The following is a 25,899-nucleotide window of genomic DNA, read 5'->3' on the forward strand; positions in this document are numbered from 1 at the left end:
ATCGCCCAGTATCACCCCATCAACCGTGGACATGGATTCTGGAGACCACCGTGACCGACCTCAGCACCTGGCAACGCCTGGCCCGCGAACAACGCTTCATCAGCACCGCCCACATCGACGGCCGCGCCCATGCGGCGCTGTCGGGCGAGACCTTCGCGGTCATCAATCCCGCCACCAACGCCCTGCTCGCCGACGTTGCCGCCTGTGGCGACGCCGACGTCGACCTGGCCGTGCAGGTGGCGCGCAACAGCTTCGCCAACGGCCCGTGGGCGCGCATGGCACCGCGCGAGCGCAAGGCGGTGCTGCTGCGCCTGGCCGAGCTGATCCTGGCGCACCGTGAAGAACTGGCGCTGCTGGACTCGCTGAGCATGGGCAAGCCAGTGATGGACGCCTGGAACATCGACGTGCCCGGCGCCGCCCAGGTGTTCGCCTGGTACGCCGAAAGCCTCGACAAACTCTACGACCAGGTGGCGCCCACCGGGCCCGGCACCCTGGCCACCATCACCCGCGAGCCGCTGGGGGTGATCGCCGCCGTGGTGCCGTGGAACTTCCCGCTGGACATGGCTGCCTGGAAGCTGGCCCCGGCGCTGGCCGCCGGCAACAGCGTAATCCTCAAGCCCGCCGAACAGTCACCGTTCTCGGCCCTGCGCCTGGTGGAACTGGCCCTGCAGGCCGGCGTGCCCGAGGGCGTGTTCAGCGTGGTCACCGGCCTCGGCGAGCAGGCCGGCCGTGCCCTGGGCCTGCACCCGGACGTCGATGCCCTGGCGTTCACCGGCTCCACCCAGGTGGGCAAATACTTCATGCAGTACGCCGCGCAGTCCAACCTCAAGCAGGTGTGGCTGGAGTGCGGCGGCAAGAGCCCGAACCTGGTGTTCGCCGACTGCCAGGACCTGGACCTGGCCGCCGAGAAAGCCGCCTTTGGCATTTTCTTCAACCAGGGCGAGGTGTGCTCGGCCAACTCGCGGCTGCTGGTGGAGCGCAGCATCCATGATGAATTCGTCGAACGCCTGGTGGCCAAGGCCCGCGACTGGCAGCCCGGCGACCCGCTGGACCCGGCCAGCAAGATGGGCGCCATCGTCGACGCCAGCCAGGCGGCGCGCATCATGGAACATATTGCCGACGCCGACGCCAGCGGCGCCCGCCGCGTGGCCGGTGGCGAACGCCTGACCTTCAACGGCTCGAACAACTTCATCCAGCCGACGCTGTTCACCGGGGTGAGCGCCGACATGCGGCTGGCTCGCGAAGAAGTATTCGGCCCGGTGCTGGCCATCAGCGCCTTCGACCACGAGGACGAAGCCGTGCACCTGGCCAACGACCACATCTACGGCCTGGCCGCTTCGTTGTGGACCGATGACCTCAACCGCGCCCACCGGGTGGCACGGCGCTTGAATGCCGGCACCGTGTCGGTGAACACCGTGGACGCCCTGGACGTGTGCGTGCCCTTCGGCGGCGGCAAACAGTCGGGCTTTGGCCGTGACCTGTCGCTGCACTCGTTCGACAAGTACACGCAGCTGAAAACCACCTGGTTCCAGCTGCGCTGATCGCCACCACGACACTGACTTTTTATTGTGGGAGCGGGCTCTGCCCGCGAAAAGAACACCGCGTAAACACCGCCATACCGAGGTGTCGCTTTCGCGGGCAGAGCCCGCTCCCACAAAACAATAAAAACCCTGCCGCCCGTCCTTGATTTATCTGCCCGCCACCCATAGAGCGAACGCATGCCATGAATCACCCCACCCCCAAGCCCGCCACCCTGGAGCTGAGCACCATCCAGCCCATTGCCGCCGACCAGCGCCACGGCCGCGCCCGCGACCTGTTCACCATCTGGTTCGGTTCCAACATCATGCTGCTGACCGTGGTCACCGGCGCCCTGGCGGTGACGGTGTTCAAGCTGCCCTTCATCACCGCCATGCTGGCGCTGGTGGCCGGCAACCTCATCGGCGGCGTGTTCATGGCCCTGCACTCGGCGCAGGGCCCGCAGTTGGGCGTGCCGCAGATGGTGCAGACCCGCGGCCAGTTCGGTTCCTACGGCTCGTTGCTGGTGGTGGCCCTGGTGGTGATCATGTACCTGGGCTTCTTCGCCTCCAACCTGGTGCTGGGCGGGCAGTCGCTGCACAGCCAATACACCCTGGTCAGCACCAACCTGGGCATTGTCCTGGTGGGGCTGATCAGCGTGGTGGCGACGGTGTTCGGCTACCGCCTGATCCACGCCTACACGCGAGTGATGTCCTACCTGTCGGGCGCCATCCTGCTGCTGTGCTTCATCTGGATCGTCGCCGTGCACGGCCTGCCCGCCGACTTCCTGCAACGCAACGTCTTCAACCTGCCCGGCTTCCTCGGCACCCTGTCGGTGGCGGCGCTGTGGCAGCTGGCCTATGCGCCCTACGTGTCGGACTACTCGCGCTACATGCCCGCCGACACCGGCGGCCGCTCGGCCTTCTGGTCCAGCTACTGGGGCTGCTGCCTGGGCTCCATCCTGCCCATGGCCCTGGGCGTGATCGTCGGCCTCAGCGTTGACGGCGACATCATCGCCGGCCTGATCGAACTGACCGGCCCCATCGCCACCCTGGTGGTGGCCGTGTTCTCTGTGGGCATCGCCGCCACCAATGCGATGAACCTGTACTGCGGCACCCTGTCGGCCATCACCGTGGGCCAGACCCTGGTGCCGAAATGGTCGGCCGGCGCCCTGTCGCGCACCGTTACCGCACTGGTGCTGTTCGGCATTTCCCTGGCCCTGGCGCTGCTGGGCCAGGATGACTTCATGGCCAACTACACCAACTTCATCCTGTTGCTGCTGTACGTGCTGGTGCCCTGGACCGCCATCAACCTGGTGGACTACTACCTGGTGGCCCACGGCAGCTACGACGTGGCGTCGTTCTTCCGCCGCGACGGCGGCATCTACGGCACCTTCAACTGGACCGCGGTGGGCTGTTACGTGCTGGGCGTGCTGGTGCAGGTGCCCTTCATGGCCACCGAGCTGTACACCGGCGTGGTGGCCAAGGCCATGGGCGGCGCCGACATTTCCTGGATCGTCGGGCTGCTGGTGATCTCACCGGTCTACTACCTGCTCAGCCGTCGCTTCCGCGCGCCGGCCCTGCGCACTGCCGGGAGAAACGCATGAATACCGATTTCGACTACATCATCGTCGGCGCCGGCTCTTCGGGCTGCGTGCTGGCCAACCGGCTCAGCGCCGACCCCGCCGTGAAGGTCTGCCTGATCGAGGCCGGCGGCCACGACAACAGCCCGCGCATCCAGACCCCGGCGGGCACCATCACCCTGTACAAAAGCCGAAAATACAGCTGGAACTTCTTTTCCGCGCCGCAGAAAAACCTCGCCAACCGCTCACTGCACACGCCGCGCGGCAAGGCCCTGGGCGGCTCCAGCTCGATGAACAGCATGATCTACATCCGTGGCCACGCCAGCGACTACGACCGCTGGGCGCAGCCGGGTTGGGACTGGGCCAGCGTGCTGCCGTACTTCAAGCAGTCGGAAAACAACCGCCTGGGCCAGGACCCGGCCCTGCACGGCAGCGGCGGTGAACTGAACGTGGAAGCGGCGCGCGACCCCAACCCGGTGTCGGCGCTGTTCGTGAAGGCCGCGGAAAAGATCGGCATTCGCCGCAACGACGACTTCAACGGCCGCCAGCTGGAAGGTTGCGGCATCTACAACCTGACACAGAAAAACGCCAAGCGCCTGTCCAGCTACCGAGCCTTCGTGGCGCCGGTGCTGGCGCGCGCCAACCTTACCGTGGTCACCGACTGCACGGTGCTGCAAGTGGTGCTGGAGCAGAAGGTAGCCAAGGGCGTGGTGGTGGACAGCGACGGCGTGCAGACCTTCCTCAAGGCGCGCCGTGAAGTCATCCTCAGCGCCGGTGCACTGGGCAGCCCGCAGCTGCTGCTGGCCTCGGGCATCGGCCCGGCGCAGCAGTTGCAGCAGGCTGGCCTCGAGGTGCGCCACGACCTGCCCGGCGTCGGCAAGAACCTCCAGGACCACCTCGACGGCCTGGTCACGGTGCGCTCGAAAAGCCCGCTCACCCTGGGCTTTTCCGCGGGCGCCCTGCCGGCCATCCTCGCCGCGCCCCTGCGCTACGTGGTGAGGAAAATGGGCTGGCTGACCACCAACTACGTGGAAGCCGGCGGCTTCGCGCGCACCCCCTTGGCCGAGGGGCTGCCGGACGTACAGTTTCACTTCGTGCCCGGTTACCGCAGCCACCGTGGGCGGCTGTTCGAATGGGGCCACGGCTACGCGGTGCACACCTGCGTGCTGCGCCCCGGCAGCATCGGCGAGCTGCGCCTGGACCGCGACGGCAAACTGGTGATCGACTTCAACTTCCTCAGCGACCCGCATGACGCCAAGGTGCTGGTCGAAGGCATCAAGCTGGCGCGGCGAATTCTGGCCGACTCCACCTTCGACGCCATCCGCGGCAAGGAAATGCTGCCCGGCGCCCAGGTGCAGAGCGACGCGCAACTGCTGGACTACGTGCGCAACCATGCCGCCACGGTGTTTCACCCGGTGGGCACCTGCAAGATGGGCAGCGACCCGCTGGCCGTGGTCGACCCGCAGCTGCGCGTGCACGGCGTGCGCGGGCTGCGGGTGGTGGATGCGTCGATCATGCCGACGCTGATCAGCGGCAACACCAATGCGCCGTGCATCATGATTGGCGAGAAGGCGGCGGCGATGATGCTGCAGCCGACAACGAGCCCGAACCTGGCGCACGCTGAAGCCTGACACTCACTTGTAGGAGCCGACCTTGGTCGCGATAGGGCCACCGCGATTGCGCGTCGCCTGCATCGCGGCCAAGGCCGGCTCCTACAAAAAACCGACCTGCACCGAACAACCTTTTTCCTCGCTAGCGACCACATATTTCATCGTTTTCCTGCCCCGCCACATGGGCCAACATCGACCCTGCCGCACAGAGGCAAAAGGTCCGTCAGAGACCCCACGTTGAACGTTTTTGGCGTTACGCCCACTGCCCCGAGAAACCACGTAGAAAACCAACATTCCGGGAGTGTCACATGATCAAGTCTTTCGTTTCGCGCTGCGTGCGCCCGCTGGCCCTCACCGCCCTCGCCGCCGGCATCGCCAGCGGCGCCCAGGCCGGCACCCTGTCCATCGGCCATACCACCTGGGTCGGCTACGGCACCCTGTACCTGGCCCAGGACCTGGGCTATTTCAAGGAAAAGGGCCTGACCGTCGACCTGCCGACCATCGAGGAAGCCTCCATGTACATGGCGGCCCAGGCCTCGGGCAAACTGTCCGGCTCGGCCTCAACCCTCGACGAAATCCTCAAGTACCGCCCGCAGTTCTGCTTCAAGGCCGTGGCCGCGCTGGATGAAAGCCACGGCGGCGACGGCGTGCTGGTGGGCAAGGACGTCAGCAGCCTGCAAGACCTCAAGGGCAAGGCCGTGGCTGTCAACGAAGGCTCGGTGTCGCAGTTCTGGCTGGCCTACCTGCTGAAGAATGCCGGCATGAAAATGAGCGACCTGACCATCCAGAACATGACCGCCGACGACGCCGCCACCGCCTTCATCGCCGGCCGCGTGCCTGCCGCCGTCACCTGGGAGCCACACCTGACCAGCGTGCGCGACAAGAACGTGGGCAAGGTGCTGGTGGACAGCAGCAGCACCCCCGGGGTGATCGTCGACGTGGTGGCGCTCAACTGCGACGTGGTGGAAAAGCAGCCAGAAGACGTAAAAGCCCTGGTGGCCGGGCTGTACAAGGCCGTGCAGTACACCCAGGAACACCCCAAGGAGGCCTACGCGATCATGGCCAAGGGCGTCGGCGGCTACCTGGCCGACCCGGCCGAGCTGGCGGCCGCAGCCAAGGGCGTGCGCTTCTATGACCAGGCCATGAGCGAAAAACTGCTGGGCACCGCCGGCAGCACCGGCGACGCCGCCACCGTGCTCAAGCTGGCCAACCAGACCGCCAGCGACCTGCAGGGCAAACCGTTCAACGTCAGCTACAGCGACCTGATCGACAACCGCTTCGTCACCCCACGATAGGAGCCTGGCATGTCCAAGCGCAACTCATGGCTCAACCGCTGCCTCACACCCAAGACCAGCCTGCCGGTGCAGGTGGTGTGGAGCGCCAGCGGCCTGGCCTGGATCCTGCTGATCGGCCTGTGGGCCTTCCTCTCCTACGGCGGCGTGGTGCCGGCGATGTTCCTGCCCAGCCCCGGCGCGGTGTGGGACGCCGCCGTGCGCCTGGCGCGCGACGGCACCCTGGGCACCCACGTGTGGGCCAGCGTCGAGGTGGTGATGGTCGGCTTCGTGGTTTCCTCCATCGTCGCCGTGCCGGTAGGGCTGCTGATGGGCAGCTTCCGCGTGGTGCAGGCGTTCCTGGAGCCGCTGGTGAACTTCATTCGCTACCTGCCGGTGACCTCGTTCGTGCCACTGTTCATCCTGTGGATCGGCATCGGCCTGGAACAGCGCGTGTCGATCATCATCTTCGGGGTGTTCTTCCAGCAGCTGGTGATGATAGCCGACGTCTCCAAGGGCATTTCCAAGGACCTGATCAACGCCTCGTACACCCTGGGTTCCAGCCGGGTGGACGCGGTAGTGCACGTGATCGCCCCGGCTTCGGTGCCGGGCATCCTCGATACCCTGCGGGTGACCATGGGCTGGGCCTGGACTTACCTGGTGGTGGCTGAACTGGTGGCGGCCTCCAGCGGCCTGGGCTACCTGAGCCTGAAGGCCATGCGTGGCTTCCAGGTGGACGTTATTTTCCTGGCGATCGCGGTCATTGGCCTGTTGGGCCTGATCACCGATCAACTGTTCCGTTTCCTGCGCATAAAGGTGGCCGCATGGGCTCAGTAACCGCAACCTCACCCCGGCTGGTGACGCCCGTGGCCCCGGCCCCCAACGCCGCGCCGCGGCTGCAGGTGGACAAGGTCTGCCTGCAGTACAAGACGCCCTCGGGCGACACCTTCACCGCGCTTGAGCAGGTGTCGTTCCAGGTGCCCGACCAACAGTTCGCTGTGCTGGTGGGGCCTTCGGGCTGTGGCAAGTCGAGCCTGCTGTACCTCACGGCCGGCCTCGCCGAGCCCACCAGCGGCGCCATCTACGTGGGCGGCCAGCAGGTGGAGGGCCCCGGCGCCGACCGCGGCATGGTGTTCCAGAGCTACACCCTGTTCCCCTGGCTCACGGTGCGGCAGAACATCGAGTTCGGCCTGAAACGCCGGGGCATGCCGGCGGCCGAGCGCAAGGACATCGTCGAGTTCTACCTCAACGAGGTAGGCCTGCAGCGCTTCGCCGACAACTACGCCAAGCAGCTGTCAGGCGGCATGATGCAGCGCGTGGCCATCGCCCGCGCCCTGGCCAACGACCCGCAGATTCTGTTGATGGACGAACCCTTCGGCGCGCTGGACAGCCAGACCCGGCTGCAGATGCAGCAGCTGTTGCTGAAGGTGTGGGAACACAGCAAGAAGACCGTGCTGTTCGTGACCCACGACATCGACGAGGCGATTTTGCTGGGCGACCGTATCTTCGTCATGGGCGCACGGCCCGGGCGCATCAAGCAGGTGCTGGACGTGCCGATCGAGCGGCCGCGCAACCTGGACATGGTGATGGACGCGGACTTCATCCGCATGAAGCGCGAGATCTTCCACCTGCTGCACGACGACGCTCATTGAGCCCTTGTGGGAGCTGGCTTGCCAGCGAGCTGTTGAGGCCCGAAAGGCTCGCTGGCAAGCCAGCTCCCACACAATTTACGGCAACACGTGCGTCAACGGCTTGCCCAGCTCGGTGATGTAGGTGCTGACGATCTCAGTTTCTTCAGGCCCGTTCTTGACGATGTGCGGCGCGTTCGCCGGGGTCTCGAACGTGTCACCGGCGTGCAGCACATGCTCGGGCTGGCCATCGATGGCGATGGTCACCGAACCACGGGCCACGTAGCCCGATTCCAGGCCCGGGTGGGTGTGGTGCGGGGAGTTGGTGTTGGCCGGCAGCACGATGCGAATCACGTTCACCTCATAGCCTGCCGGGTACACCACGTGCTGCAGCACCGTGCGCGAACCGGCGGCGGGCTTGGCCGCAGGGGTCATCGAGGCGCAGCCGCCGATTGCCAGGGCCGTGGCCAATACAGCACAAGTCTTGCCATTGAAGCCAAACATCGTGGGGGTTCCCTTTCCAATACGAAGAACAAAGACAACAGGATACCTGAGAAAAAATGAATTACCGCGCAAAGCGGCCGGTCAAGACCTATGTACAGGTAATCTGACGAGGCAATTCCCATGACGCTCGAAGCAGACACACTGGCAGAACTTACCGTGGCCTTGCAGCAACGCGGGCTCATTCTGGTGCGCGACGTGAAGTTCACGCGGGCGCCTTACCGGCATGACCATCACTGGATTTGCAGTGTGGCGTGACGCGGCCTGCGGCCGCTGCTACATGTCTTGAAATGGCGGCGCCTGCATCGCGACTAAAGTCGGCTCCTACGCCGTACGTGGTAGGAGCCGGCCTTGGCCGCGATGCAGGCGACGCGATCGAGGAGATCCAAGGGGCCCTGTAGCAGCGGCCGCAGGCCGCGTCCGGGCTTACGGCAACGGCTCGAACTTCAGCTCCGCCAGGCTTTGCACCTTGTCTTCGCGGACCATTTTGTAAGGCGTTTCAGGCCCGATCCAGCGGTTCCAGATGCTGTCGATCTCGCCCGCCTGGTCCATGGCGCGCAGGGCTTCGTTGACCTTGGCCAGGAACGCCGGTTCGCCCTGGCGCATGCCGGCGCCGATGGGTTCCAGGGCCATCGGGTCCTTGGCGATGGCCAGGTTCACCCCGCCCTCCTTCGCCTGGCCCACCAGCTTGATGGCGGTCATGGTGTTGGTCACCAAGCCCACCACCTTGTTCTGCTGCAGGGCCATGTAGGCCGAGCCGGTGTCCTGGAAGGTTACCGGGGTGGCGTTGGCCATGCGAATCGACTGCTCGGAGGTGGAGCCCTTGGTGGAGCTGATTTTCTTGCCGGCGAAGAACTCGCGCGGCTGGTCGGCGTTGGGCGCGCGCACCACCAGGGTTTCCTTGGCGATGTAGTACGGGTCGCTGAACTGGATCTGTTCGGCGCGGCTCTTGGTGTACGCCAGGTTGGCGAAGATCAGGTCGACGCGGCCCATCTTCACCTCTGGAATGCGCGCTTCCACCGACATCGGCTTCAGCTCCAGGGCCACGCCCAGGCGCTTGGCCAGCGCGGTGCAAAGGTCGACGTCCATGCCCACCAGCTCGCGGGTCTGCGGGTCGGGCGCGGAGAACGGCGGCACGTCGGCGTAGACGCCGCAGCTCAGGCTTTTCTTCGCCATCACGTCCGCCAACTGGTCGGCCTGGGCCACCGAGATTGCCAAGGGGGCCAACGCCAGTGCCGCCATCAGTTTGTTCATAGCCATGGGCTTACTCCAGTTCAATCAAGGTGAATTCAGTGGGCACGCAGGTCAGCGATGAAACGCTGCGCGCGCGGGTGGGACGGCTGGCTGAAGAACTGCTCGGGCGTGCCTTTTTCCAGGATCTGCCCGGCGTCCATGAACCAGATGGTGTCGGCCACCTCGCGGGCGAAGTTCATTTCGTGGGTCACGCACATCATGGTCATGCCCTCCTTGGCCAGGCCCTTCATCACGCTCAGCACCTCGCCGACCATTTCCGGGTCGAGGGCGCTGGTGGGTTCGTCGAACAGCATCACCGGCGGCTCCATGGCCAGCGCACGGGCAATGGCCACGCGCTGCTGCTGGCCGCCCGACAATTGCGCCGGGTAGGCCTGGGCCTTGTGCGCCAGGCCCACGCGGTCCAGCAGCTGCATGGCGTGGGCGCGGGCCTCGCTGGCTTTCAGGCCGCGCACCTTGGTGGGCGTGAGGATGATGTTGTCCAGCACCGACAAGTGCGGGAACAGGTTGAAGCTCTGGAACACGAAGCCGACGCGGCTGCGCAGGCGGTTGAGGTTGGCGTCGGTGCCATTGACGTCCTGGCCGTCGAACAGAATCTGGCCCTTCTGGATATCTTCCAGGCGGTTGACCGTCCGGATCAGCGTCGACTTGCCCGAGCCCGAGGGCCCGCACAGCACCACCACTTCACCGCGCTTGACCTCGGCGGTGACGTCGGTAAGCGCCTGGTACTCGCCGTACCATTTGTTGATGCTGGAAAACATGATCATCGGATGCATGAAGGCAACCCTCTTCAGTTATCGGTGGTCAGCAGGGAAGCCTGCGGGGCGGCTGGGGTGGCCTGGCCCAGGCGCTTGCGGGCGATGCGCCCTTCAAGCACGCCGGCCAGGCGGGTCAGGCCGTAACACAGTACGTAATACGTAATGGCAAGAATGAAGAACACCTGAAACGGCTTGGTCAGCAGCTGGTTGTTGACCTGGTTGGCGGCGAACGTCACCTCCTGCACGTTGATCACATAGCCCAGGGAGGTTTCCTTGATGATGGAAACGAACTGGCTGATCAGGCTGGGCAGCGCGTTGTACAGCGCCTGGGGCAGAATCACCCATAACGTAGTGCGCACATAGCCCAGGCCCAGGGCCCGTGCGCCTTCGTACTGGCCGCCGGGCAACGCCTGGATGCCACCGCGGATGATCTCGCACAGGTAGGCGCTCTGGTACACCACCAGGGTGCAGAGCATGGTGGTGAAGCCGGTGATGTTGTGGCCGATCAGCAAGGGCACCAGGAAGTAGGTCCAGAAGATCACCATCAACAGCGGGATGCCGCGCAGCACGTACACCCACACCGTGGCCGGGTAACGCAGCCAGCGCCACGGCGACACCCGCGCCAGTGCCAGCAGCAGGCCCAGTGGGAACGCCAGCACCAGTGCCGCGGCCGCCAGGATCAGCGTGCTGGCCAGGCCGCCCAGGGGGCCGTGAGGGTATTGGCCGATGAGGAACAGCGGCCAGTTGTCGTGGACAATCTTGAACAAATCGAACATGGCCGCCTACCTCGCCAGGGCTTTGCTGAAGTGCCGTGCCACCAGGGCGCCAGCGCCCATCAGCAACAGCGAGAACGCCAGGTACACCACCGTGGCCACCAGGTACGACTCGAACGTGCGGAAGGTGTAGTTCTCCACCTCGCGCGTGGCGTACGTCAGCTCCACCACGCCGATGGCCATGGCCAGGCTGGTGTTCTTGAACAGCAGCACGCTGTGGTTGATCAATGACGGCAGGCAGTTGCGCACGCCCTGGGGCAGGATCACGTAGCGCAGCGAGCGCACGTAGCCCAGGCCCAGGGCGCGGGCGGCCTCGGTCTGGCCGTTGGGAATGGCGCGCAGGCCACTGCGAATGTCCTCGCTGAAATACGCCGCCTGGCACAGGCCCAGGGCGATGATGGAAAACAGGTATTCGCTGCTGTAGTTGGCCAGCCACACCTGGGTGTTGTCGCTGAGCAGCGTGGGGATGCCGAAGTACCACAGCATCAGTTGCACCAGGGTAGGTACGTTGCGGTGGTAGGACACGTAGGCCGCCACCAGGCGCTCGGCGTATTTGTTACCGGTCAGGCGGATGGACACCAGCAGCAGGGCCAGGACCATGGCCAGGCACCAGGCGAACAGCGCCAACTGCAGGGTCATGCCAATGCCCTTGAGGATCAGCTCGGCGTATTCGCCGTGCAGAATCGCGGCAAGATTGAAGTCGTGCGTCATGGTCAATTCCCATCGACTGGCGTGGGGCAGAAGCAAGGCGCCGGGGCGAACCCGACGCGGGCGCAGCAATGACGGCTAGGGCCGTTCTTCTTCATGGGCCGGCGCTTCAGCCCTGCCACTCCTGGGGCCGCGCGGTGGACAAGCCGCCGGGCACTTGCAGGGTGGGGGTGATTTCCATGTGGCCGACGTTCATCGACACCGGGGCGGCGATGGCGAAGGCAATGGCGTTGGCAATGTCCTTGGCTTCCGGCAGTTCGAAGCCCTCGATGAAGCGCTTGCGCACCTCCTCGGAGTCGCCGTGCACGTGGGCGAAGATGTCAGTGGCAACGCGGCCCGGGCAAATCTCGGTGACCCGCACGCGCTTGCCGAAGGCGTCCACGCGCAGCTGCTTGGAAAGCATGCTCACCGCCGCCTTGGTGGCGTGGTAGGTGGCGTTGCCGCCGAAGTTGTAGGCGGCGGCAATCGAACTGATGTTGATGATGTGGCCGCAGTCGCGCTCCACCATGCCCGGCAGCGCCAGGCGCGCCAGGTGCAGCACGGCGCGCAGGTTGACGTCCACCAGCAGGTCGATGCCTTCGGCGTCGGCCTTGAGCAGCGAGCCCGGGCGGTCGACGCCAGCGTTGTTGACGAGGATATCGAAGCGCTGGCGCTGGAACAGCGCGGTCAGCCCGGCAAGGTCAGTGACGTCGATCGGGTGGGCGATGCAGCCGGTGCGCTCGGCCAGTTCCGCCAGCTTGTCGGCGCTACGCGCCAGGGCGTGCACTTCGATGCCCTCGGCGCACAGGCGCTCGACCACGGCGGCGCCGATGCCGGACGAAGCGCCGGTGACCAGTGCGGTTTTGTAATCGGAAAATGGCATGGGGAAACTCCTTGAATCCTGCGTCTGCCTTGGACTGTACCGAGCACCGCTCGAACCGACCAAGACGCATTGGTTGTGTGGCAATAAGGTGCGCTTATGACCGCACCAGTTGGCTGATCGGGGTGATGACGGCGCCCTGCCCTTCGATGAACGCGCGCAGGTCGCGGGCCAGGTCCACCGCGCCCGGCGTGTCGCCGTGCAGCAGGATGGAGCTGGCGTTGACCTTGACCCGCTGGCCGTCGAGGGTGGTGACGGTGCCGTCCTGCAACAGCTGGGCAACGCGTTCGCGCACCTGGGCCGGGTCCTTGATCACCGCGCCGGGCGTGCCGCGCGGAACCAGCAGGCACTGCGCGTCGTAGGCGCGGTCGGCCAGGAAGGTGGTAGCCACCGGCAGGCCGTGCCGGTCGGCAGCCGCCTCAATGGCCTGGCTGCTGGACGAGCTGATGATCAGCCCGGGGTCGAACTGCGCCACCGCGCCCACCAGCACGTCAGCCATGGCGGCGTCGGCGGCCACGCGGTTGCCCAGCGCGCCGTGAAAACTCATGTGGGTCATGCGGTAGCCGGCCACCGCCGCCATGCCGGCCAGGGCGCCCAATTGGTAGACCACGTAGGTGGCCAGCTCCGCCAGGTCGATGTTCATGGCACGGCGACCGAAGCCCTGCAGGTCGGGGTAGCCGACGTGGGCGCCAAGGTCGATGCCCAGGGCCTTGGCGCGGCGTACGGTGGTGTCCATGATCAGCGGGTCGCCGGCGTGGAAGCCGCAGGCCACGTTGGCCGAGGAAATGATTTCCATCAGCGCCTGGTCTTCGCCCATGGTCCACGGGCCAAAGCCCTCGCCCAGGTCGGCGTTCAAGTCGATACGCATAGGGGCCTCCTCAGCCGGCCAGGTCGAAAAGCGGTTGGCCGTAGCCCACCTGTTCACCTTCGGCGGCGCGCACGGCGCTCACCTGCCCGTCCTGCTGGCTGCGCACCGGCAGCAGCAAGTGGCCAATCTGCAGCACGCCCACCAATTGCCCGTTGCGCACGCTGTCGCCGGGCTTGACCCAGGGCTTGCGCTCATCGGGGTGGTGGCTGAAGAACAGCCCCGGGCCGCTGGCCTTGATCGACGCCAGCGGCACCTCGGCCAGGGCCGGTTGCTCAGTGTGCACCTGGGCAGGCGCCACCTGCGGCGCAGCCGACCCACGGCGCAGCAGCAGGTCGAAGCCGGGGCGCTGGATGTGCAGCATGCTGAGGTTGGCGGCGCCGAGCCAGCCGGCCAGCTGGCGAATTTCCTTGATGTTCATGGCAAATTCCTCAAAGGCTGTGCAAGGTCAGCAGGCGGCGGGTGGCATCAAGGAAGGCACGGTTGGCCTCCAGCGCGTCCAGGGCCTGCTCGTAGCTGCAATGGATGAACCGCACGCGGCTGCCGATGGGCGCCTGGCCCAGGCGCCAGAGGTCGGCCTCGATCACCGTGCCGAACTTGGGGTAGCCGCCACTGGGCTGGGCGTCGCGCATCTGGATGATCGGCTGGCCGCCGTGGGGCACCTGGATCACGCCGGGGACGATGCCGTGCGAGCGCACTTCCAGCGGCTTTTCCGGCAGCAGCGGCTGGCCTTCCAGGCGGTAGCCGTAACGGTTGCTCTGGGTGGTGATTTTCCACTCCCCAGCCCAGAACGCCGCTTGCGCCTCGGCACTGAAGCAGTCGTATTCAGCGGCCGGCAGCACGCGCATGGCCGGCACACCGTCCACTTCCAGACGCAAGGCGCGGGTCGCCAGGCTGACGCCGAAATCACTGTTGCCGGCGTGGCCGGGGCGGCCCGCAGGCAGGCGGTCGCCCTGCTGCAGCATGCGCCCATTCAGGCCACCGAACTCGCCGCGCAACTGGGTGCTGCGCGAACCCAGCACTTGCGGCACATCCACGCCACCGGCCAGGCACACGTAGGCTCGGCTGCCCGCCGAGGGGTAACCCAGTTTCAACACCTGGCCGGCGCGGGCCTGGGCCACCCAGTTGGGCGGCAGCGCTTCACCGTCCAGGGTAGCGCCGCAGGCCGCGCCGGTAACGGCGAACGCGCAGTCCTCGATAAAGCGTGCCTCGAACGGGAACAGCGGAATCTCGATGGCGGCCGCGCCCTCTTCGTTGCCCAGCAGCAGGTTGCCGAGCACCAGCGACAGGCTGTCCATGGCCCCGGAGGTGCCCACGCCGTAACCCAGGCTGCCGTGGCGCCCCAGGTCCTGGACGGTGGCCAGGGCGGTAGCACTGATGATTTCGATCATCGAATGATCCTCTCGATACGAAAGCGGATGTGGTCGCCGGGTTGCAGCAGCGCCGGGGGCGATTGTTCGGCGTCGAAGAACACCATGTCGGTGTGGCCAATGGTGTTCCAGCCGCTGGGGCCGGCCGAGGCCGACACGCCGGTCTGCACGCCACCGATGGACACCGCGCCGGCGCCGATGCTGAGCACCGGCACCTGGCGCCGTGGCGTGGCCAGGCGTGGGTCCATGCCGCCCAGGTAGCAATAGCCGGGGTGGCTGCCCAGGGCATACACCGGGTACAGCGGCTCGGCGTGCAGGTTGGCGATGGTCTCGATATCAAGCCCGGAATGGGCGACCACGTCGGCCATGTGCGGGCCATGTTCGCCACCGTAGATCACCGGCAGTTCGATGATGCGGCCTTCCAGCGGCAGCGGCTGGCATTGCTCCCAGGCCTCCAGCAGGCGGCTTTTCAGGCCTTGCAGGTCGCGCGGCGGCGTGGCGAAGGTCAGCATCAGGTTGTTCATGCCCGGCACGGCTTCAGCCACGCCGCCCCAGTCCTGGGCCAGGCGGGCCAGGGCCCAGATGCGTTGCTGCGGCGGCAGGTCAAGGCTGCCCGGTGCTTCCAGCAGCAGCGCGGTGGTGCCCAGCAGGCTGATGCGCGGGGTGGCGTCCATGTGCATGGCACTCATGATGCGGTCCTCTGTTGCAGCCAGCGTTCAAGGTGGTGAATATCGACGCCGCCCTCGCAGAAACCCGGGTCCTGGAGAATGTCGCGGTGCAGCGCGATGTTGGTGCTGATGCCTTCCACGCGCATCTCGCCCAGGGCCAGGCGCATGCGCGCCAGGGCCTCTTCGCGGGTGGCGCCGTGGGTGATGACCTTGGCCACCATCGAGTCGTAGTACGGCGGCACGCGGTAGCCATGGCTGACGTGGCTGTCGACGCGCACGCCGTAGCCACCGGGAATTTCCCAGCGGCTCACCTGGCCCGGGGTGGGCATGAAGGTGTCGGGGTCCTCGGCGTTGATGCGGCACTCCAGGGCATGGCCGTGCACGCCGATGTCGGCCTGGGTCAGCGTCAGGCGCTCGCCCTGGGCCATGCGAATCTGCTGCTGGACGATGTCGATACCGGTGGTCATCTCGGTCACCGGGTGCTCCACTTGCAGGCGCGTGTTCATTTCAATGAAGTAGAACTCGCCGTGCTCGTAGAGGAATTCGAAGGTGCCCACGCCCACGTAGCCGATCTGCCGGCAGGCCGCGGCGCAGCGTTCACCCACCTTGGCCACCAGCGCTGGGTCGATGCCGGGCGCCGGTGCTTCTTCCAGCACTTTCTGGTGGCGGCGCTGCATGGAGCAGTCCCGCGCGCCCAGCCACAAGGCATTGCCGTAGGCGTCGCAGAGCACCTGGATTTCCACGTGGCGCGGCTGACCGAGGAATTTCTCGATGTACAGCTCCGGGTTGCCGAAGGCGCGGCGCGCTTCTTCGCGGGTCAGGTTGATGGCGTCGAGCAGCTTGCCCTCCTGCTCCACCACGCGCATGCCACGCCCACCGCCGCCACCGGCGGCCTTGACGATCACCGGGTAGCCAATGTCGCGGGCGATGGCCAGGATGCTCTCGGCATCGTCCGGCATGCTGGTGTCGGGGCCCGGCACGCAGGGCACGCCGGCTTCGCGCATGGCGCGCTTGGCCGAAACCTTGTCGCCCATGGTGCGGATGCACGCGGCGCTGGGGCCGATGAAGGTCAGGCCGGCCTGCTCGACGCGCTCGGCGAAGGCGGCGTTCTCGGACAGGAAACCGTAGCCGGGGTGAATGGCCTGGGCGCCGCTGAGTTCGGCGGCGAACAGCACGGCGGCGTGGTCCAGGTAGCTTTGGCCGGGCTGCGAGGGGCCGATGCAGATGGCCTGGTCGGCCAGTTGCACGTAGCGAGCATCGCGGTCGGCTTCCGAAAACACGGCCACGGTCTTGAGCCCCAGGCCCTGGCAGGCACGCAGGATGCGCAGGGCAATTTCGCCGCGGTTGGCGATGAGTACGGTATCAAACATCACACGGCCTCCAGGCGGAACAGCGGCTTGCCGGCGGCGACTTCCTCGCCGCTGGCGGCCAGGATGGCCCGCACGATGCCGGCGCGTTCGGCCTTGAGCGGGTGGAACATTTTCATGGCCTCCACGACCGCCAGGGTCTGGCCGGCCTCGACCGCATCACCCACCTGCACGAACGCTGGCTGGTCGGGCGCGGGGGTCAGGTGCAGCACGCCGTAGAGGGCGGCGCTGGCGTCAAAGGTATCGCTGCCCGCAGCCGGTGTTGCGGCGGCGGCCTTCACCGGCGCTGCGGCGGCCGCACACTGTGGCGCTGCGGCCACGGCCTGGCCGTCGCGCAGCAGGCGCAGCTGGGTGTCGCCCTCGTTGAGGCTCAGTTCGCTGAGGTCGGATTCGGCCATCAGGTCGATTAGCGCTTTAATGCGTTCCGGGTTCATGCAATGGCCCCTGCCGTGAATAGTAAAAGTGGCTGGATGAACTCTATCGAGCGCACAAAAACACGGCCAAGACGGTTTGACTGTGGGGAGATAAGGGTCGCTTATGACAGTTTTCAGGCCTGGACGGAAACCAGGTTCCCGCGCATCTCGGCAATCAACTCCAGCAAGATCGCTTTCACTGCCTGGGCCGGCACCGACAGCGGCAAATGCCCCGACAGGCACAGCGCCAGCGGCGCCTCGATATCCGGCGCGGTGATGCGCAGCAGGTGCGCCTCGTGCACGGCCACCAGGGCGCGGGCGGCGGATTCGGGCAGGATGGTTGAACCGAAATGCTCGCTGACGGCGGTGGCCAGGGTGGTGGACGACTCCACCTCGGCGATCACCCGGGCGCTGAGGCCGATCTTCAGGAAAGCTTCGTCCACCAGGCGGCGCATGGTGTTGTAGGTGCGCGGCAGCAGCAGCTCCAGCTCGGCCACTTCGGCCAGGCCGATCTCGTCGCGGCTTTGCAGCTCGGGGTCGGCGCTCACCAGGTACAGCTGTTCGCGCATCAGCGGCACGAAGGTCAGGCCGTGCACTTCGCGGCCGCCGTACAGCACGGCCATGTCCATGCGGCCGTTCATGATCAGCTCGCTGAGGGTGGTGCCGAAGTTCTCGTTGAGGTACAGCAGGATGCCGGGGTGGCGCTCGCGCACCCGGCGCAGCAACGGCAGCGACAGCGCCGAAGCCGCAGTGCCCGGGGCCAGGCCCACTGACACCTGGCCGGACAGGGCGAAACCGGTGGCGTTGACGTCACTCTGGGCCTGCTCGCACTGGCGCAGAATCAGCTGCGCGTGGCCGTACAGCACCTTGCCGGCCTCGGTGGGCGTAACGCCCCGCTTGGTGCGGATAATCAGTTGCTGCTGCAGCTCGGCTTCCAGCGTTACCAGTTGCTGGCTCAGCGCTGGCTGGGCGATGTGCAGCACGTCGGCGGCCTGGGTCAGGCTGCCGACATCGACGATCTTCACGAAGTATTTCAAACGGCGCAGGTTCACGGGCAACACTCGAAACAGGGCAGAGGCATTGCCATAGCAAAAGGCGCGCCACCACCCCGTAGCAGCGGCCGCAGGCCGCGTCCGACGCGCCGCAGTGTACCTGAAATTACCGTGCCGAGCCCGGACGCAGCCTGCGGCAGCTGCTACGGCAGAAGGCGCCACGCACATCCCGTAGCAGCGGCCGCAGGCCGCGTCCCAGCCGCCGCGGTGTACCTGGAATGATCGTGTCGGGCCCGGACGCAGCCTGCGGCAGCTGCTACGGCAGAAGGCGCCCCGCACATCCCGTAGCAGCGGCCGCAGGCCGCGTCCCAGGCGCCGCGGTGTACCTGGAATGATCGTGTCGGGCCCGGACGCAGCCTGCGGCAGCTGCTACAGGCATAAGTGTTTGCTATGGGTGTGCGACTTGCGGTCGCAGGGGATGCGGGGCGACCCCGCAAATGCTGACTCGCACCCTTTTGGTGCGCAGCGGTCATAAGCTGTGCCTATCAAACCAGAACAAACTTGTCTTATCAGCCCCGCCGCCCCGCCTCGTAACGTAGCCGTCATCAGGCCACCACCGAGGATTCCCCCGTGACCGCTTCCCGCATCGCCGCCCGAGTGCACCGCATCAAACCCTCGCCCAGCAGCGCCGCTGCCGACCGCGCCAACGAACTGCGCCGCGCCGGCAAGTCGATCATCAACCTGGTGGTGGGCGAGCCCGACTTCGACACCCCGGCGCATATCCGCCAGGCCGCCTGCGCCGCCATCGACAACGGCGACACGCGCTACACCCAGAACGCCGGCACCCCGGAGCTGCGCCAGGCCATCGTCGCCAAGCTGCAGCGCGAAAACGGCCTGGCCTACACGCCGTCCCAGGTGGTGGTCACCAACGGCGCCAAGAGCGCCATCTACAACGCCTTCTCCGCCACTCTGGGCCCGGGCGACGAGGTGCTGATTCCCGCGCCCTACTGGGTGTCGTACCCGGACATGGTGCTGGCCTGCGAAGGCGAACCGGTGACCCTGGCCTGCACCGAGGAACACCACTTCAAGCTCACCGCCGAGCAGCTGCGCGCCGCCATTACCCCACGCACCCGCTGGCTGCTGCTGAATTCGCCGAGCAACCCCACCGGCGCCGTGTACCACGCCGAAGAACTGCGCGCCCTGGCCGACGTGCTGCTGGACTACCCCGACGTGCTGGTGATGACCGACGACATCTACGAGCACATCCGCTACGACGACCGCCCCGCCACCCACATCCTGGCCGTGGAACCGCGGCTCAAGGACCGCGTGCTGGTGATCAACGGCGTGTCCAAGTCCTACGCCATGACCGGCTGGCGCATCGGCTTCGGCGCCGGCCCTGCCGACCTGATCACCGCCATGGCCACCCTGCAGTCGCAGTCCACCAGCAACGCCTGCAGCGTCAGCCAGGCCGCCGCGGTGGCCGCCCTCAACGGTGACCAGAGCTTCATCGAGCAAAGCCGCGCGGTGTACCGCCAGCGCCGCGACCGCTGCCTGGAACTGATCAACGCCATCGACGGCCTCAGCTGTATCCCGCCTGAAGGCGCCTTCTACCTGTACGTCAACTGCGGCGCCGTGCTGGGCAAGCGCACTCCGCAAGGCCAGGTGCTGGCAAGCGACAGCGACTTCATCCTCTACCTGCTGGAAAGCCAGGGCGTGGCGGTGATTCCCGGCAGCGCCTACGGCCTGGCACCGTTCTTCCGCATGTCCACGGCCTCGGCCATCGAGACCCTGGAAACCGGCTGCCAACGCATCGCCACCGCCGTCGCGGCGCTGGTGTAAGGGGCTCGATGATGACGATGCCGAGCCACAGTGCCCTGACCTTCAAGCAAGCCTTGCTGGCCATGCTCGGCATCTCCCTGGTGCTGATGCTCTCGGCCCTCGACCAGACGGTGATCGGCAACGCCTTGCCGAGCATCGTCGCCCAGTTGCAGGGCTTCGAGCTGTACGCCTGGGTAGCCACCGGCTACCTGCTGGCCTCCATCGTCACCATCCCGATTTTCGGCCGCCTGGGCGACTACTACGGGCGCAAGCCCTTCGTGCTGGCGGCCACGGTGATCTTCACCCTGGCGTCGCTGGTGTGCGCCCTGGCCAACGACATGCTGGTGCTGGTGCTGGGCCGCGCCCTGCAAGGGGTGGGCGGCGGCATGCTGATCGGCACTGCGTTCGCCTGCATTCCCGAACTGTTTCCCGACACCCGCCAGCGCCTGCGCTGGCAGATCCTGCTGAGCGCGCTGTTCAGCGTGGTCAACGCCATCGGCCCGGGCCTGGGCGGCTATTTGACCGGCGCCTTCGGCTGGCGCTCGGTGTTCTATATCAACCTGCCGCTGGGCGCGGTGGCGCTGTTCTTCGCCTGGCGCTACCTACCACACTACCGCCCCCTGCAAAACCGTGCCATCCGCCTGGACTGGCTGGGCGCGCTGCTGATCGCGGTGGCCTTGGGCAGCCTGCAGCTGTTCGTCGAATGGCTGGGCCAGGCCCGCGTGTGGGGCAGCGCCGTGCTCGGCCTGGTGTGCCTGGCCGCAGCCCTGGGCCTGTGGTGGTGGGAGCAGCGCTGCAGCGACGCGCTGCTGCCGGCCGCGCTGTTCCGGGCGCCCAGCGTGCGCCTGCTGTTCGTGCTGTCGCTGCTGGCCGGGGCCATCATGTTCAGCCTGCTGTTCTACCTGCCGCTGCTGCTGCAAGGCAGCTACGGCTATTCGCCCCAGGACGCCGGCCTGCTGATCACCCCACTGGCCTTGAGCATCACCCTGGGGGCCATCGTCAACGGCCGCATCATCACCCACCTGCGCAACCCCAACCTCATCCCCCTGGCCGGCTTCGCCGTGCTGCTGGTGGCGTGCGCAGGGTTGGCGCTGGTGGGCCTGGACGCCTCGTTCCACGCGTTGCTGGGGCTGATTCTGCTGGCCGGGCTGGGCCTGGGTTTCATCCTGATGAACCTCACGGTGTTCACCCAGACCCTGGCCGAGCGGCAGTTCCTGGGCATCGCCACCGCCCTCACCCAGTCGCTGCGCCTGGTCGGCGGGCTGCTGGGCACGGCCGTGATGGGCGTGCTGATCAAGCTGCTATACGCCTGCCACCTGCAAGGCGCGCTCATTGCCGCAGGCCAGGCGCAGGCCCTGCCACTGTTCAGCGACCCGCAAGTGCTGCTCAAGGCCGGCGGTGACCCCGCCCTGCTGCACCTGGCGCGCCAGGCCCTGGCGCAAGCCCTGGGCACTGGCCTGCTGCTGTGCGCAGGCCTGGGCGTGCTGGCCCTGTGGGTGCTGTACCGCTTGCCGCCGGTGGCGCTGACCCGCGCTGCCGCACCCGTTGCTCCTGTTGCTCCTGAAGAACAATAAAAACCTTTACTGCCGCCACTGCACCTGCCTCTCACAACATTGACTACAGCATGAGGAATTCCCGATGGTGCTCTTGAATCGCGCAGCTTACCGCGCACCCGCAATTCTGGCCGGCCTGTGCGGCCTGGCCATGGCGCAACCAAGCAACGCCGAAGGCTTTATCGAGGACAGCACCGCGAGCATCCTGGCGCGCAACTTCTTCAGCAACGCCGACAACCGCAGCGGCGCCGCCAACCCCAACTACACGCAGGAGTGGGGCCAGGGCTTTATCCTCAACTTCAAGTCCGGCTACACCCCGGGCACCGTCGGTTTCGGCGTTGACGCCATCGGCATGCTCGGCATCAAGCTGGACTCGGGCAAAGGCACCCACTACAACCCGTCGGGCACCGCCTTCAACGGCAACATTTTCCCCACCGACAACGGTCGCGCCGCCGACGAGTTCGCCAGCCTGGGGGCCACGGCGAAGATGCGTTTCGCCAAGACCGAAGTGCGCGCCGGCGCCCTGGTGCCGATGCTGCCGGTGGTGATGTCCACCGACCGCATGCTGCAGCAGACCTTCAACGGCGAGCAGATCCAGTCCAAGGACCTCGACCACTTCACCTTCATCGCCGGCCAGCTGGACAGCGTCAAGGGCCGTGGGTCGACCAACCAGATGGGCATGTCGATTCCCGGCTCCAACAGCCGCCTCACCGGCAAGTTCGTGCACAAGTTCCAGTACGCCGGTGTCGACTGGAAAGCCACGCCCGACCTGTTGCTGCAGTACTACTACGGCGGCCTGGAAAACTTCTATAACCAGAACTTCCTGGGCTTGGTGTACAACTGGAAAGTGGGGCCGGGCACCCTGCGCAGCGACCTGCGTTACTTCAACAACAGCTCGGCCGGCAAGAACGACAACGACCCGGACTACTACACCGCCGGCTACTACGGCGACGGCGTGACCAAGGGCAAGGTCGACAGCCAGCTGTCCAGCGCGCTGTTCACCTACCTGGTGGGCCCGCACACCATCGCCGCCGGCTACCAGCAGGTGACCGGCGACAGCGACGCGGTATGGCTGAACCAGGGCGACGGCTCCACCGCCTACTTCATGACCGAGTCGATGATCGGCAAGTTCCAGCGTGCCGGCGAGCGCACCTGGCAAGTGCGTTACGGTTATGACTTCGCCGCCATGGGCGTGCCGGGGCTGACCTTCATGGGCATGTATGAAAGCGGCTCGGGCGCACGCACCGCCACCGGCGACAAGAGCGAGTGGGAACGCAACCTGACCCTGACCTACACCGTGCAATCGGGCCCGGCCAAGGACCTCAGCGTGGCGTTGCGGCACGCCTCCATGCGCACCGAATTCACCGGCGTGCGCGACCAGGACGAGCACCGGGTGATCGTCACCTACCCGATCAATCTGTTCTGACCGTGGTTGTGGGAGCTGGCTTGCCAGCGAGCCTTTAAAAACTCGCTGGCAAGCCAGCTCCCACACACTCTTCCTGCAGCGACAACAGGTACTCGCCAAACCCCTCGCGGCACTTGAAATCGCGGCGCGCGCTGGTGACCACCGAGGTGGTTGCCGTCCACACGATGCGCGCGCCGATGCGCTCCAGGTCCGCCACCAGTTGCACGTCTTCATGGGCCGCCAGGTGTTGGAAGCCGCCGGCCCTGGCATAGGCCTCGGCGCTCAACCCCAGGTTGGCGCCATGAATATGCCGGTGCCCCTCCTCGAACCGGTAGCCTGCCAGATACTTCGCCTGCGCCTGCTCGGTGTGTTCGGCCCAGCTGTCCACCGCCACCGTGCCGCATACGGCGTCGGCCTGGAACGCCAACTGCCGCGCCAGCCAGTCGCTCGGCACACGCGTGTCGGCATCGGTGAATGCCAGCCACTGCACACCTGCCTCCAGCAGCACCTGCGCGCCGTAGGCTCGCGCCTTGCCGACGTTGCGAAAGCCCACCTCCAGCACCTCGCACCCGGCGGCGGCAGCCAGCAACCCGGTTTCGTCGCTGCAATGGTCAAGCACCACCAGCACTTTCACCGTCATGCCCGCCAGCTGCGGGTGCCGCGCTGCCGCCTGGATAGAGGCCAGGCAAAGGGCGATGTAGCTTGCTTCATTGTGCGCAGGAATCACCACACCGATCATGAGTCGCCCTCTTCTGCCCGAGCCCGTCTGTACCCAATCGACCCAGGCGGTTCGCAGAAGGTTTAAAAAATTTTCATCGGCAGAAAAACTGAACGAACGCCTGGCCGGCTGCCTCCATTGTCGTGATTCGATTGGGCAAGAGAGGAAGTCCACCATGGCAACTGAAAACCAGTATTCGATGCAGAACCCACTGACCCAGTATCCGCAGCCCGAATTTCCCAAACAGCCCCAGGGCGCGCCCGGCACCGTGCACAAGATGACGCCTGCACCGGACCACGGCGAGCACAGCTACAAGGGCTTCGGCCGCCTGCTGGGGCGCAAGGCACTGATCACCGGCGCCGACTCCGGCATTGGCCGCGCGGCGGCGATTGCCTATGCCCGCGAGGGTGCCGACATCGTCCTCAATTACCTGCCTGAAGAGGAAAGCGACGCCCGCGAAGTGGTGAAGCTGATCGAAGCCGAAGGCCGCAAGGCGGTGGCCATTCCCGGCGACCTCAAGGACGAAGCGTTCTGCCAGGCGCTGGTGCAGAAGGCGGTGGCCGCCCTGGGCGGCCTGGACATACTGGTGAACGTCGCCGGCAAGCAGCAGGCGGTGGAAGCCATCGCCGAGCTGACCACCGAGCAGTTCGACGCCACCTTCAAGTCCAACGTCTACGCGCTGTTCTGGCTGTGCAAGGCGGCGCTGCCGCACCTGCCAGCGGGCGCCACCATCATCAATACCGCGTCCATCCAGTCCTACAGCCCGTCGCAGAACCTGCTGGACTATGCCTCGACCAAGGCCGCTATCGTCGCCTTCACCAAGTCGCTGGCCAAGCAGGTGATTGCCCAGGGCGTGCGAGTCAATGCCGTGGCGCCGGGCCCGGTGTGGACGCCGCTGCAGCCCAGCGGCGGCCAACCTCAAGAGAAAATCCCCACCTTCGGTTCGCAGACGCCCATGGGCCGCCCCGGCCAGCCGGCCGAATGCGCGCCGCTGTATGTGTTCCTGGCCACCCAGGAATCCAGCTACATCACCGGTGAAACCTTCGGCGTGACCGGCGGCAACCCGCTGCCATGACCGGCCGGCCGCCCGGCAGGAACTCCTGGCCGGGCGGCGGCTCAACCGTGCATACACCCCAGGAGACCATCATGAGCACAGACAACCGCCCCGAAAACGCGCCGCCCACCGACACTTCCGGCAAACCGGTGAACGTGGTGAAGCGCGACCTGGAAGACCGCGACGACGACACCCGTGGCGTCGATGAGGTCATCACCCCCTCCTCCACCCGCGCCAAGGAGCAGGACGCCGAGACCCTGCAAAAGAAAACCGCCGAAATCGAACGCAAGGTCGCCGACGGCAACTGACCCCACCCCCGTAGCAGCTGCCGCAGGCGGCGTCCGGGCGCGCCCCGGTATCGGCAGCGGACGCAGCCTGCGGCAGCTGCTACGGGGTTTGGCGTCCTGGCGAACGCGTGGCATGCTATCCACTCCGACACAATCAGCTGGCTGGAATACTGCCGTGACTCCCTCCCTCGACCTGCGTAGCTACAGCGGCGAATGCGCCCACCACCAGCACGGCTTTACCCAACTGGTGCTGCCCGTGGTCGGCGGCATGGAGATGGAGGTGCAGGGCCGTGGCGCGCGGCTGGACCTGTCCATGGCAGCGCTGATCGCCCCCGGCGCCGCGCACGGCCAGCGCGCCGACGGTGCCAACCGTTTCCTGGTGCTGGACTGCCCCAACGGCTGGTTCGAGGCACGCACCCTCGACGCCCTGGCGCGGCGGACTTATGTGCCGGTGTCTGCCGCCACCCGCCGCCTGATCGAGTTCGCCGACCTGCTGGGCCCGCAAGGCTTGCCCGGCAGTGCCGCGCACCTGCTGCCGCTGTTGCTCGACAGCCTGGGCCGTGACGCAGGCCAACCGGCCAGCGGCATGGACTGCCTGCTGGCGCACCTGGAAGCCGACCCTGGCCAGGCCTGGGGCAACGAGGCCATGGCTCGCGTCGCAGCCATGAGCGTCAGCCAACTGCACCGGCGCTTTGCCGAACGCTATGGGCAAGCACCCCAGGCGTGGCTGGCGCAACTGCGCATGCGCCATGCCTGCCGCTGGCTGGCCGAAAGCCGCCTGCCACTGGCCGATGTCGCCCAAAAGGTCGGGTTCAGCGACCAGGCCGCCCTCACCCGCGCCATGCGCCGCCTGTGCGACACCACGCCGGCGGCCTACCGCCACGCCATGCGCAAGCCTGGGTAAAGCACTCGGCAGCCTGGGCCAATACCCCG

General features: G+C 66.5%; 27 protein-coding genes. 13 read left to right on the forward strand and 14 right to left on the reverse strand.

What is annotated here, in order from left to right; translation table 11 throughout:
* Positions 1-50: 50 nt before the first annotated feature.
* From AC0SZ7_RS13130 to AC0SZ7_RS13155, 6 genes are all read left to right on the forward strand, one after another.
* Positions 51-1,541 (forward strand): aldehyde dehydrogenase, encoded by a 1,491-nt coding sequence (locus AC0SZ7_RS13130; protein WP_475504814.1) that lies wholly within the window; start codon positions 51-53, stop codon positions 1,539-1,541.
* Positions 1,542-1,723: 182 nt separating this feature from the next.
* A complete protein-coding gene (locus AC0SZ7_RS13135) occupies positions 1,724-3,121 on the forward strand; it encodes a purine-cytosine permease family protein (RefSeq protein ID WP_475504815.1) in 1,398 nt (465 codons plus the stop codon).
* Positions 3,118-4,728 (forward strand): GMC family oxidoreductase, encoded by a 1,611-nt coding sequence (locus tag AC0SZ7_RS13140; protein WP_475504816.1) that lies wholly within the window; start codon positions 3,118-3,120, stop codon positions 4,726-4,728. Before AC0SZ7_RS13135 ends, AC0SZ7_RS13140 begins: the two co-directional genes overlap by 4 nt.
* Before the next feature lie 287 nt (positions 4,729-5,015).
* A complete protein-coding gene (locus AC0SZ7_RS13145; RefSeq protein ID WP_475504817.1) occupies positions 5,016-6,002 on the forward strand; it encodes an ABC transporter substrate-binding protein in 987 nt (328 codons plus the stop codon).
* 9 nt (positions 6,003-6,011) lie between these two features.
* Entirely contained in the window at positions 6,012-6,815 is an 804-nt protein-coding gene (locus tag AC0SZ7_RS13150) for an ABC transporter permease (RefSeq protein ID WP_475504818.1), read from the forward strand.
* Positions 6,803-7,630 (forward strand): ABC transporter ATP-binding protein, encoded by an 828-nt coding sequence (locus tag AC0SZ7_RS13155; protein ID WP_475504819.1) that lies wholly within the window; start codon positions 6,803-6,805, stop codon positions 7,628-7,630. The genes AC0SZ7_RS13150 and AC0SZ7_RS13155 overlap by 13 nt, the downstream gene beginning before the upstream one ends.
* A gap of 75 nt (positions 7,631-7,705) precedes the next feature.
* Here the strand turns inward: AC0SZ7_RS13155 and AC0SZ7_RS13160 are convergent, their stop codons facing one another.
* Positions 7,706-8,110, reverse strand: coding sequence for a cupin domain-containing protein (locus tag AC0SZ7_RS13160; protein ID WP_475504820.1), 405 nt, complete (start codon positions 8,108-8,110; stop codon positions 7,706-7,708).
* A gap of 120 nt (positions 8,111-8,230) precedes the next feature.
* Between AC0SZ7_RS13160 and AC0SZ7_RS13165 the strand changes: the two genes are divergently transcribed.
* Positions 8,231-8,365: a hypothetical protein gene (locus AC0SZ7_RS13165; protein WP_475504821.1), complete on the forward strand. Its 135-nt coding sequence runs from the start codon at positions 8,231-8,233 to the stop codon at positions 8,363-8,365.
* A 168-nt stretch (positions 8,366-8,533) separates the two neighbouring features.
* On the opposite strand, the gene AC0SZ7_RS13170 is transcribed toward AC0SZ7_RS13165, so the two are convergent.
* From AC0SZ7_RS13170 to nac, 12 genes are all read right to left on the reverse strand, one after another.
* A complete protein-coding gene (locus AC0SZ7_RS13170) occupies positions 8,534-9,367 on the reverse strand; it encodes an ABC transporter substrate-binding protein (RefSeq protein WP_475504822.1) in 834 nt (277 codons plus the stop codon).
* Between the two features lie 29 nt (positions 9,368-9,396).
* The gene (locus tag AC0SZ7_RS13175; RefSeq protein WP_475504862.1) at positions 9,397-10,125 is read right to left on the reverse strand and encodes an amino acid ABC transporter ATP-binding protein; all 729 of its coding nucleotides are present in this window, start codon (positions 10,123-10,125) and stop codon (positions 9,397-9,399) included.
* 23 nt (positions 10,126-10,148) lie between these two features.
* Entirely contained in the window at positions 10,149-10,892 is a 744-nt protein-coding gene (locus AC0SZ7_RS13180) for an ABC transporter permease subunit (protein WP_473006502.1), read from the reverse strand.
* 6 nt (positions 10,893-10,898) lie between these two features.
* Positions 10,899-11,600 carry an amino acid ABC transporter permease gene (locus tag AC0SZ7_RS13185; RefSeq protein WP_475504823.1) on the reverse strand — a complete coding sequence of 234 codons (702 nt, stop codon included), beginning with the start codon at positions 11,598-11,600 and terminating at the stop codon, positions 10,899-10,901.
* Positions 11,601-11,706: 106 nt separating this feature from the next.
* Positions 11,707-12,459: an SDR family oxidoreductase gene (locus AC0SZ7_RS13190; protein ID WP_416424007.1), complete on the reverse strand. Its 753-nt coding sequence runs from the start codon at positions 12,457-12,459 to the stop codon at positions 11,707-11,709.
* A 94-nt stretch (positions 12,460-12,553) separates the two neighbouring features.
* Positions 12,554-13,324 carry a LamB/YcsF family protein gene (locus AC0SZ7_RS13195; RefSeq protein WP_475504824.1) on the reverse strand — a complete coding sequence of 257 codons (771 nt, stop codon included), beginning with the start codon at positions 13,322-13,324 and terminating at the stop codon, positions 12,554-12,556.
* A gap of 10 nt (positions 13,325-13,334) precedes the next feature.
* Positions 13,335-13,742, reverse strand: coding sequence for an acetyl-CoA carboxylase biotin carboxyl carrier protein (locus AC0SZ7_RS13200; protein ID WP_475504825.1), 408 nt, complete (start codon positions 13,740-13,742; stop codon positions 13,335-13,337).
* 10 nt (positions 13,743-13,752) lie between these two features.
* Positions 13,753-14,712: a 5-oxoprolinase subunit C family protein gene (locus AC0SZ7_RS13205; protein ID WP_475504826.1), complete on the reverse strand. Its 960-nt coding sequence runs from the start codon at positions 14,710-14,712 to the stop codon at positions 13,753-13,755.
* On the reverse strand, positions 14,709-15,380 hold the full coding sequence (gene pxpB, locus AC0SZ7_RS13210) for a 5-oxoprolinase subunit PxpB (RefSeq protein ID WP_475504827.1): 672 nt from the start codon (positions 15,378-15,380) through the stop codon (positions 14,709-14,711). Before pxpB ends, AC0SZ7_RS13205 begins: the two co-directional genes overlap by 4 nt.
* The gene (gene accC, locus AC0SZ7_RS13215; RefSeq protein ID WP_475504828.1) at positions 15,377-16,729 is read right to left on the reverse strand and encodes an acetyl-CoA carboxylase biotin carboxylase subunit; all 1,353 of its coding nucleotides are present in this window, start codon (positions 16,727-16,729) and stop codon (positions 15,377-15,379) included. Before accC ends, pxpB begins: the two co-directional genes overlap by 4 nt.
* Positions 16,729-17,160 (reverse strand): acetyl-CoA carboxylase biotin carboxyl carrier protein, encoded by a 432-nt coding sequence (locus AC0SZ7_RS13220; RefSeq protein WP_475504829.1) that lies wholly within the window; start codon positions 17,158-17,160, stop codon positions 16,729-16,731. The genes accC and AC0SZ7_RS13220 overlap by 1 nt, the downstream gene beginning before the upstream one ends.
* Before the next feature lie 113 nt (positions 17,161-17,273).
* Complete coding sequence (gene nac / locus AC0SZ7_RS13225; protein WP_475504830.1) at positions 17,274-18,191, reverse strand: nitrogen assimilation transcriptional regulator NAC; 918 nt, start codon at positions 18,189-18,191, stop codon at positions 17,274-17,276.
* Between the two features lie 570 nt (positions 18,192-18,761).
* Here nac and AC0SZ7_RS13230 point away from each other — a divergent pair.
* The 3 genes from AC0SZ7_RS13230 (at position 18,762) to AC0SZ7_RS13240 (ending at position 22,928) form a co-directional block, all read left to right on the forward strand.
* Positions 18,762-19,970 carry an aspartate transaminase gene (locus AC0SZ7_RS13230; protein ID WP_475504831.1) on the forward strand — a complete coding sequence of 403 codons (1,209 nt, stop codon included), beginning with the start codon at positions 18,762-18,764 and terminating at the stop codon, positions 19,968-19,970.
* 11 nt (positions 19,971-19,981) lie between these two features.
* Complete coding sequence (locus AC0SZ7_RS13235; RefSeq protein ID WP_475504832.1) at positions 19,982-21,523, forward strand: MFS transporter; 1,542 nt, start codon at positions 19,982-19,984, stop codon at positions 21,521-21,523.
* Positions 21,524-21,587: 64 nt separating this feature from the next.
* Complete coding sequence (locus AC0SZ7_RS13240) at positions 21,588-22,928, forward strand: OprD family porin (RefSeq protein WP_475504833.1); 1,341 nt, start codon at positions 21,588-21,590, stop codon at positions 22,926-22,928.
* Between the two features lie 34 nt (positions 22,929-22,962).
* Here AC0SZ7_RS13240 and AC0SZ7_RS13245 read toward each other — a convergent pair whose 3' ends face one another.
* Positions 22,963-23,646 carry a glycosyltransferase family 2 protein gene (locus tag AC0SZ7_RS13245; protein ID WP_475504834.1) on the reverse strand — a complete coding sequence of 228 codons (684 nt, stop codon included), beginning with the start codon at positions 23,644-23,646 and terminating at the stop codon, positions 22,963-22,965.
* A gap of 154 nt (positions 23,647-23,800) precedes the next feature.
* Here AC0SZ7_RS13245 and AC0SZ7_RS13250 point away from each other — a divergent pair, with 154 nt between their 5' ends.
* From AC0SZ7_RS13250 to AC0SZ7_RS13260, 3 genes are all read left to right on the forward strand, one after another.
* Positions 23,801-24,700, forward strand: coding sequence for an SDR family oxidoreductase (locus AC0SZ7_RS13250; protein ID WP_475504835.1), 900 nt, complete (start codon positions 23,801-23,803; stop codon positions 24,698-24,700).
* Between the two features lie 71 nt (positions 24,701-24,771).
* On the forward strand, positions 24,772-24,987 hold the full coding sequence (locus tag AC0SZ7_RS13255; protein ID WP_416423995.1) for a hypothetical protein: 216 nt from the start codon (positions 24,772-24,774) through the stop codon (positions 24,985-24,987).
* Between the two features lie 154 nt (positions 24,988-25,141).
* A complete protein-coding gene (locus tag AC0SZ7_RS13260) occupies positions 25,142-25,870 on the forward strand; it encodes a helix-turn-helix transcriptional regulator (protein ID WP_475504836.1) in 729 nt (242 codons plus the stop codon).
* Positions 25,871-25,899: the final 29 nt, after the last annotated feature.

The organism is Pseudomonas sp. JC1203, assembly GCF_056175065.1.

What these genes read in the sequence shown, in the direction of transcription:
- AC0SZ7_RS13245 (WP_475504834.1), bottom strand. Translation starts at nt 23,646, where the DNA reads ATGATCGGTGTGGTGATTCCTGCGCACAATGAAGCAAGCTACATCGCC.
- AC0SZ7_RS13195 (WP_475504824.1), bottom strand. Translation starts at nt 13,324, where the DNA reads ATGCGTATCGACTTGAACGCCGACCTGGGCGAGGGCTTTGGCCCGTGG.
- AC0SZ7_RS13220 (WP_475504829.1), bottom strand. Translation starts at nt 17,160, where the DNA reads ATGAACCCGGAACGCATTAAAGCGCTAATCGACCTGATGGCCGAATCC.
- AC0SZ7_RS13135 (WP_475504815.1), top strand. Translation starts at nt 1,724, where the DNA reads ATGAATCACCCCACCCCCAAGCCCGCCACCCTGGAGCTGAGCACCATC.
- AC0SZ7_RS13140 (WP_475504816.1), top strand. Translation starts at nt 3,118, where the DNA reads ATGAATACCGATTTCGACTACATCATCGTCGGCGCCGGCTCTTCGGGC.
- AC0SZ7_RS13255 (WP_416423995.1), top strand. Translation starts at nt 24,772, where the DNA reads ATGAGCACAGACAACCGCCCCGAAAACGCGCCGCCCACCGACACTTCC.
- AC0SZ7_RS13170 (WP_475504822.1), bottom strand. Translation starts at nt 9,367, where the DNA reads ATGGCTATGAACAAACTGATGGCGGCACTGGCGTTGGCCCCCTTGGCA.
- AC0SZ7_RS13190 (WP_416424007.1), bottom strand. Translation starts at nt 12,459, where the DNA reads ATGCCATTTTCCGATTACAAAACCGCACTGGTCACCGGCGCTTCGTCC.
- AC0SZ7_RS13250 (WP_475504835.1), top strand. Translation starts at nt 23,801, where the DNA reads ATGGCAACTGAAAACCAGTATTCGATGCAGAACCCACTGACCCAGTAT.
- pxpB (WP_475504827.1), bottom strand. Translation starts at nt 15,380, where the DNA reads ATGAGTGCCATGCACATGGACGCCACCCCGCGCATCAGCCTGCTGGGC.
- AC0SZ7_RS13175 (WP_475504862.1), bottom strand. Translation starts at nt 10,125, where the DNA reads ATGATCATGTTTTCCAGCATCAACAAATGGTACGGCGAGTACCAGGCG.
- AC0SZ7_RS13150 (WP_475504818.1), top strand. Translation starts at nt 6,012, where the DNA reads ATGTCCAAGCGCAACTCATGGCTCAACCGCTGCCTCACACCCAAGACC.
- AC0SZ7_RS13155 (WP_475504819.1), top strand. Translation starts at nt 6,803, where the DNA reads ATGGGCTCAGTAACCGCAACCTCACCCCGGCTGGTGACGCCCGTGGCC.
- AC0SZ7_RS13180 (WP_473006502.1), bottom strand. Translation starts at nt 10,892, where the DNA reads ATGTTCGATTTGTTCAAGATTGTCCACGACAACTGGCCGCTGTTCCTC.
- AC0SZ7_RS13235 (WP_475504832.1), top strand. Translation starts at nt 19,982, where the DNA reads ATGACGATGCCGAGCCACAGTGCCCTGACCTTCAAGCAAGCCTTGCTG.
- AC0SZ7_RS13205 (WP_475504826.1), bottom strand. Translation starts at nt 14,712, where the DNA reads ATGATCGAAATCATCAGTGCTACCGCCCTGGCCACCGTCCAGGACCTG.
- AC0SZ7_RS13165 (WP_475504821.1), top strand. Translation starts at nt 8,231, where the DNA reads ATGACGCTCGAAGCAGACACACTGGCAGAACTTACCGTGGCCTTGCAG.
- AC0SZ7_RS13200 (WP_475504825.1), bottom strand. Translation starts at nt 13,742, where the DNA reads ATGAACATCAAGGAAATTCGCCAGCTGGCCGGCTGGCTCGGCGCCGCC.
- accC (WP_475504828.1), bottom strand. Translation starts at nt 16,729, where the DNA reads ATGTTTGATACCGTACTCATCGCCAACCGCGGCGAAATTGCCCTGCGC.
- AC0SZ7_RS13145 (WP_475504817.1), top strand. Translation starts at nt 5,016, where the DNA reads ATGATCAAGTCTTTCGTTTCGCGCTGCGTGCGCCCGCTGGCCCTCACC.
- AC0SZ7_RS13160 (WP_475504820.1), bottom strand. Translation starts at nt 8,110, where the DNA reads ATGTTTGGCTTCAATGGCAAGACTTGTGCTGTATTGGCCACGGCCCTG.
- AC0SZ7_RS13185 (WP_475504823.1), bottom strand. Translation starts at nt 11,600, where the DNA reads ATGACGCACGACTTCAATCTTGCCGCGATTCTGCACGGCGAATACGCC.
- AC0SZ7_RS13240 (WP_475504833.1), top strand. Translation starts at nt 21,588, where the DNA reads ATGGTGCTCTTGAATCGCGCAGCTTACCGCGCACCCGCAATTCTGGCC.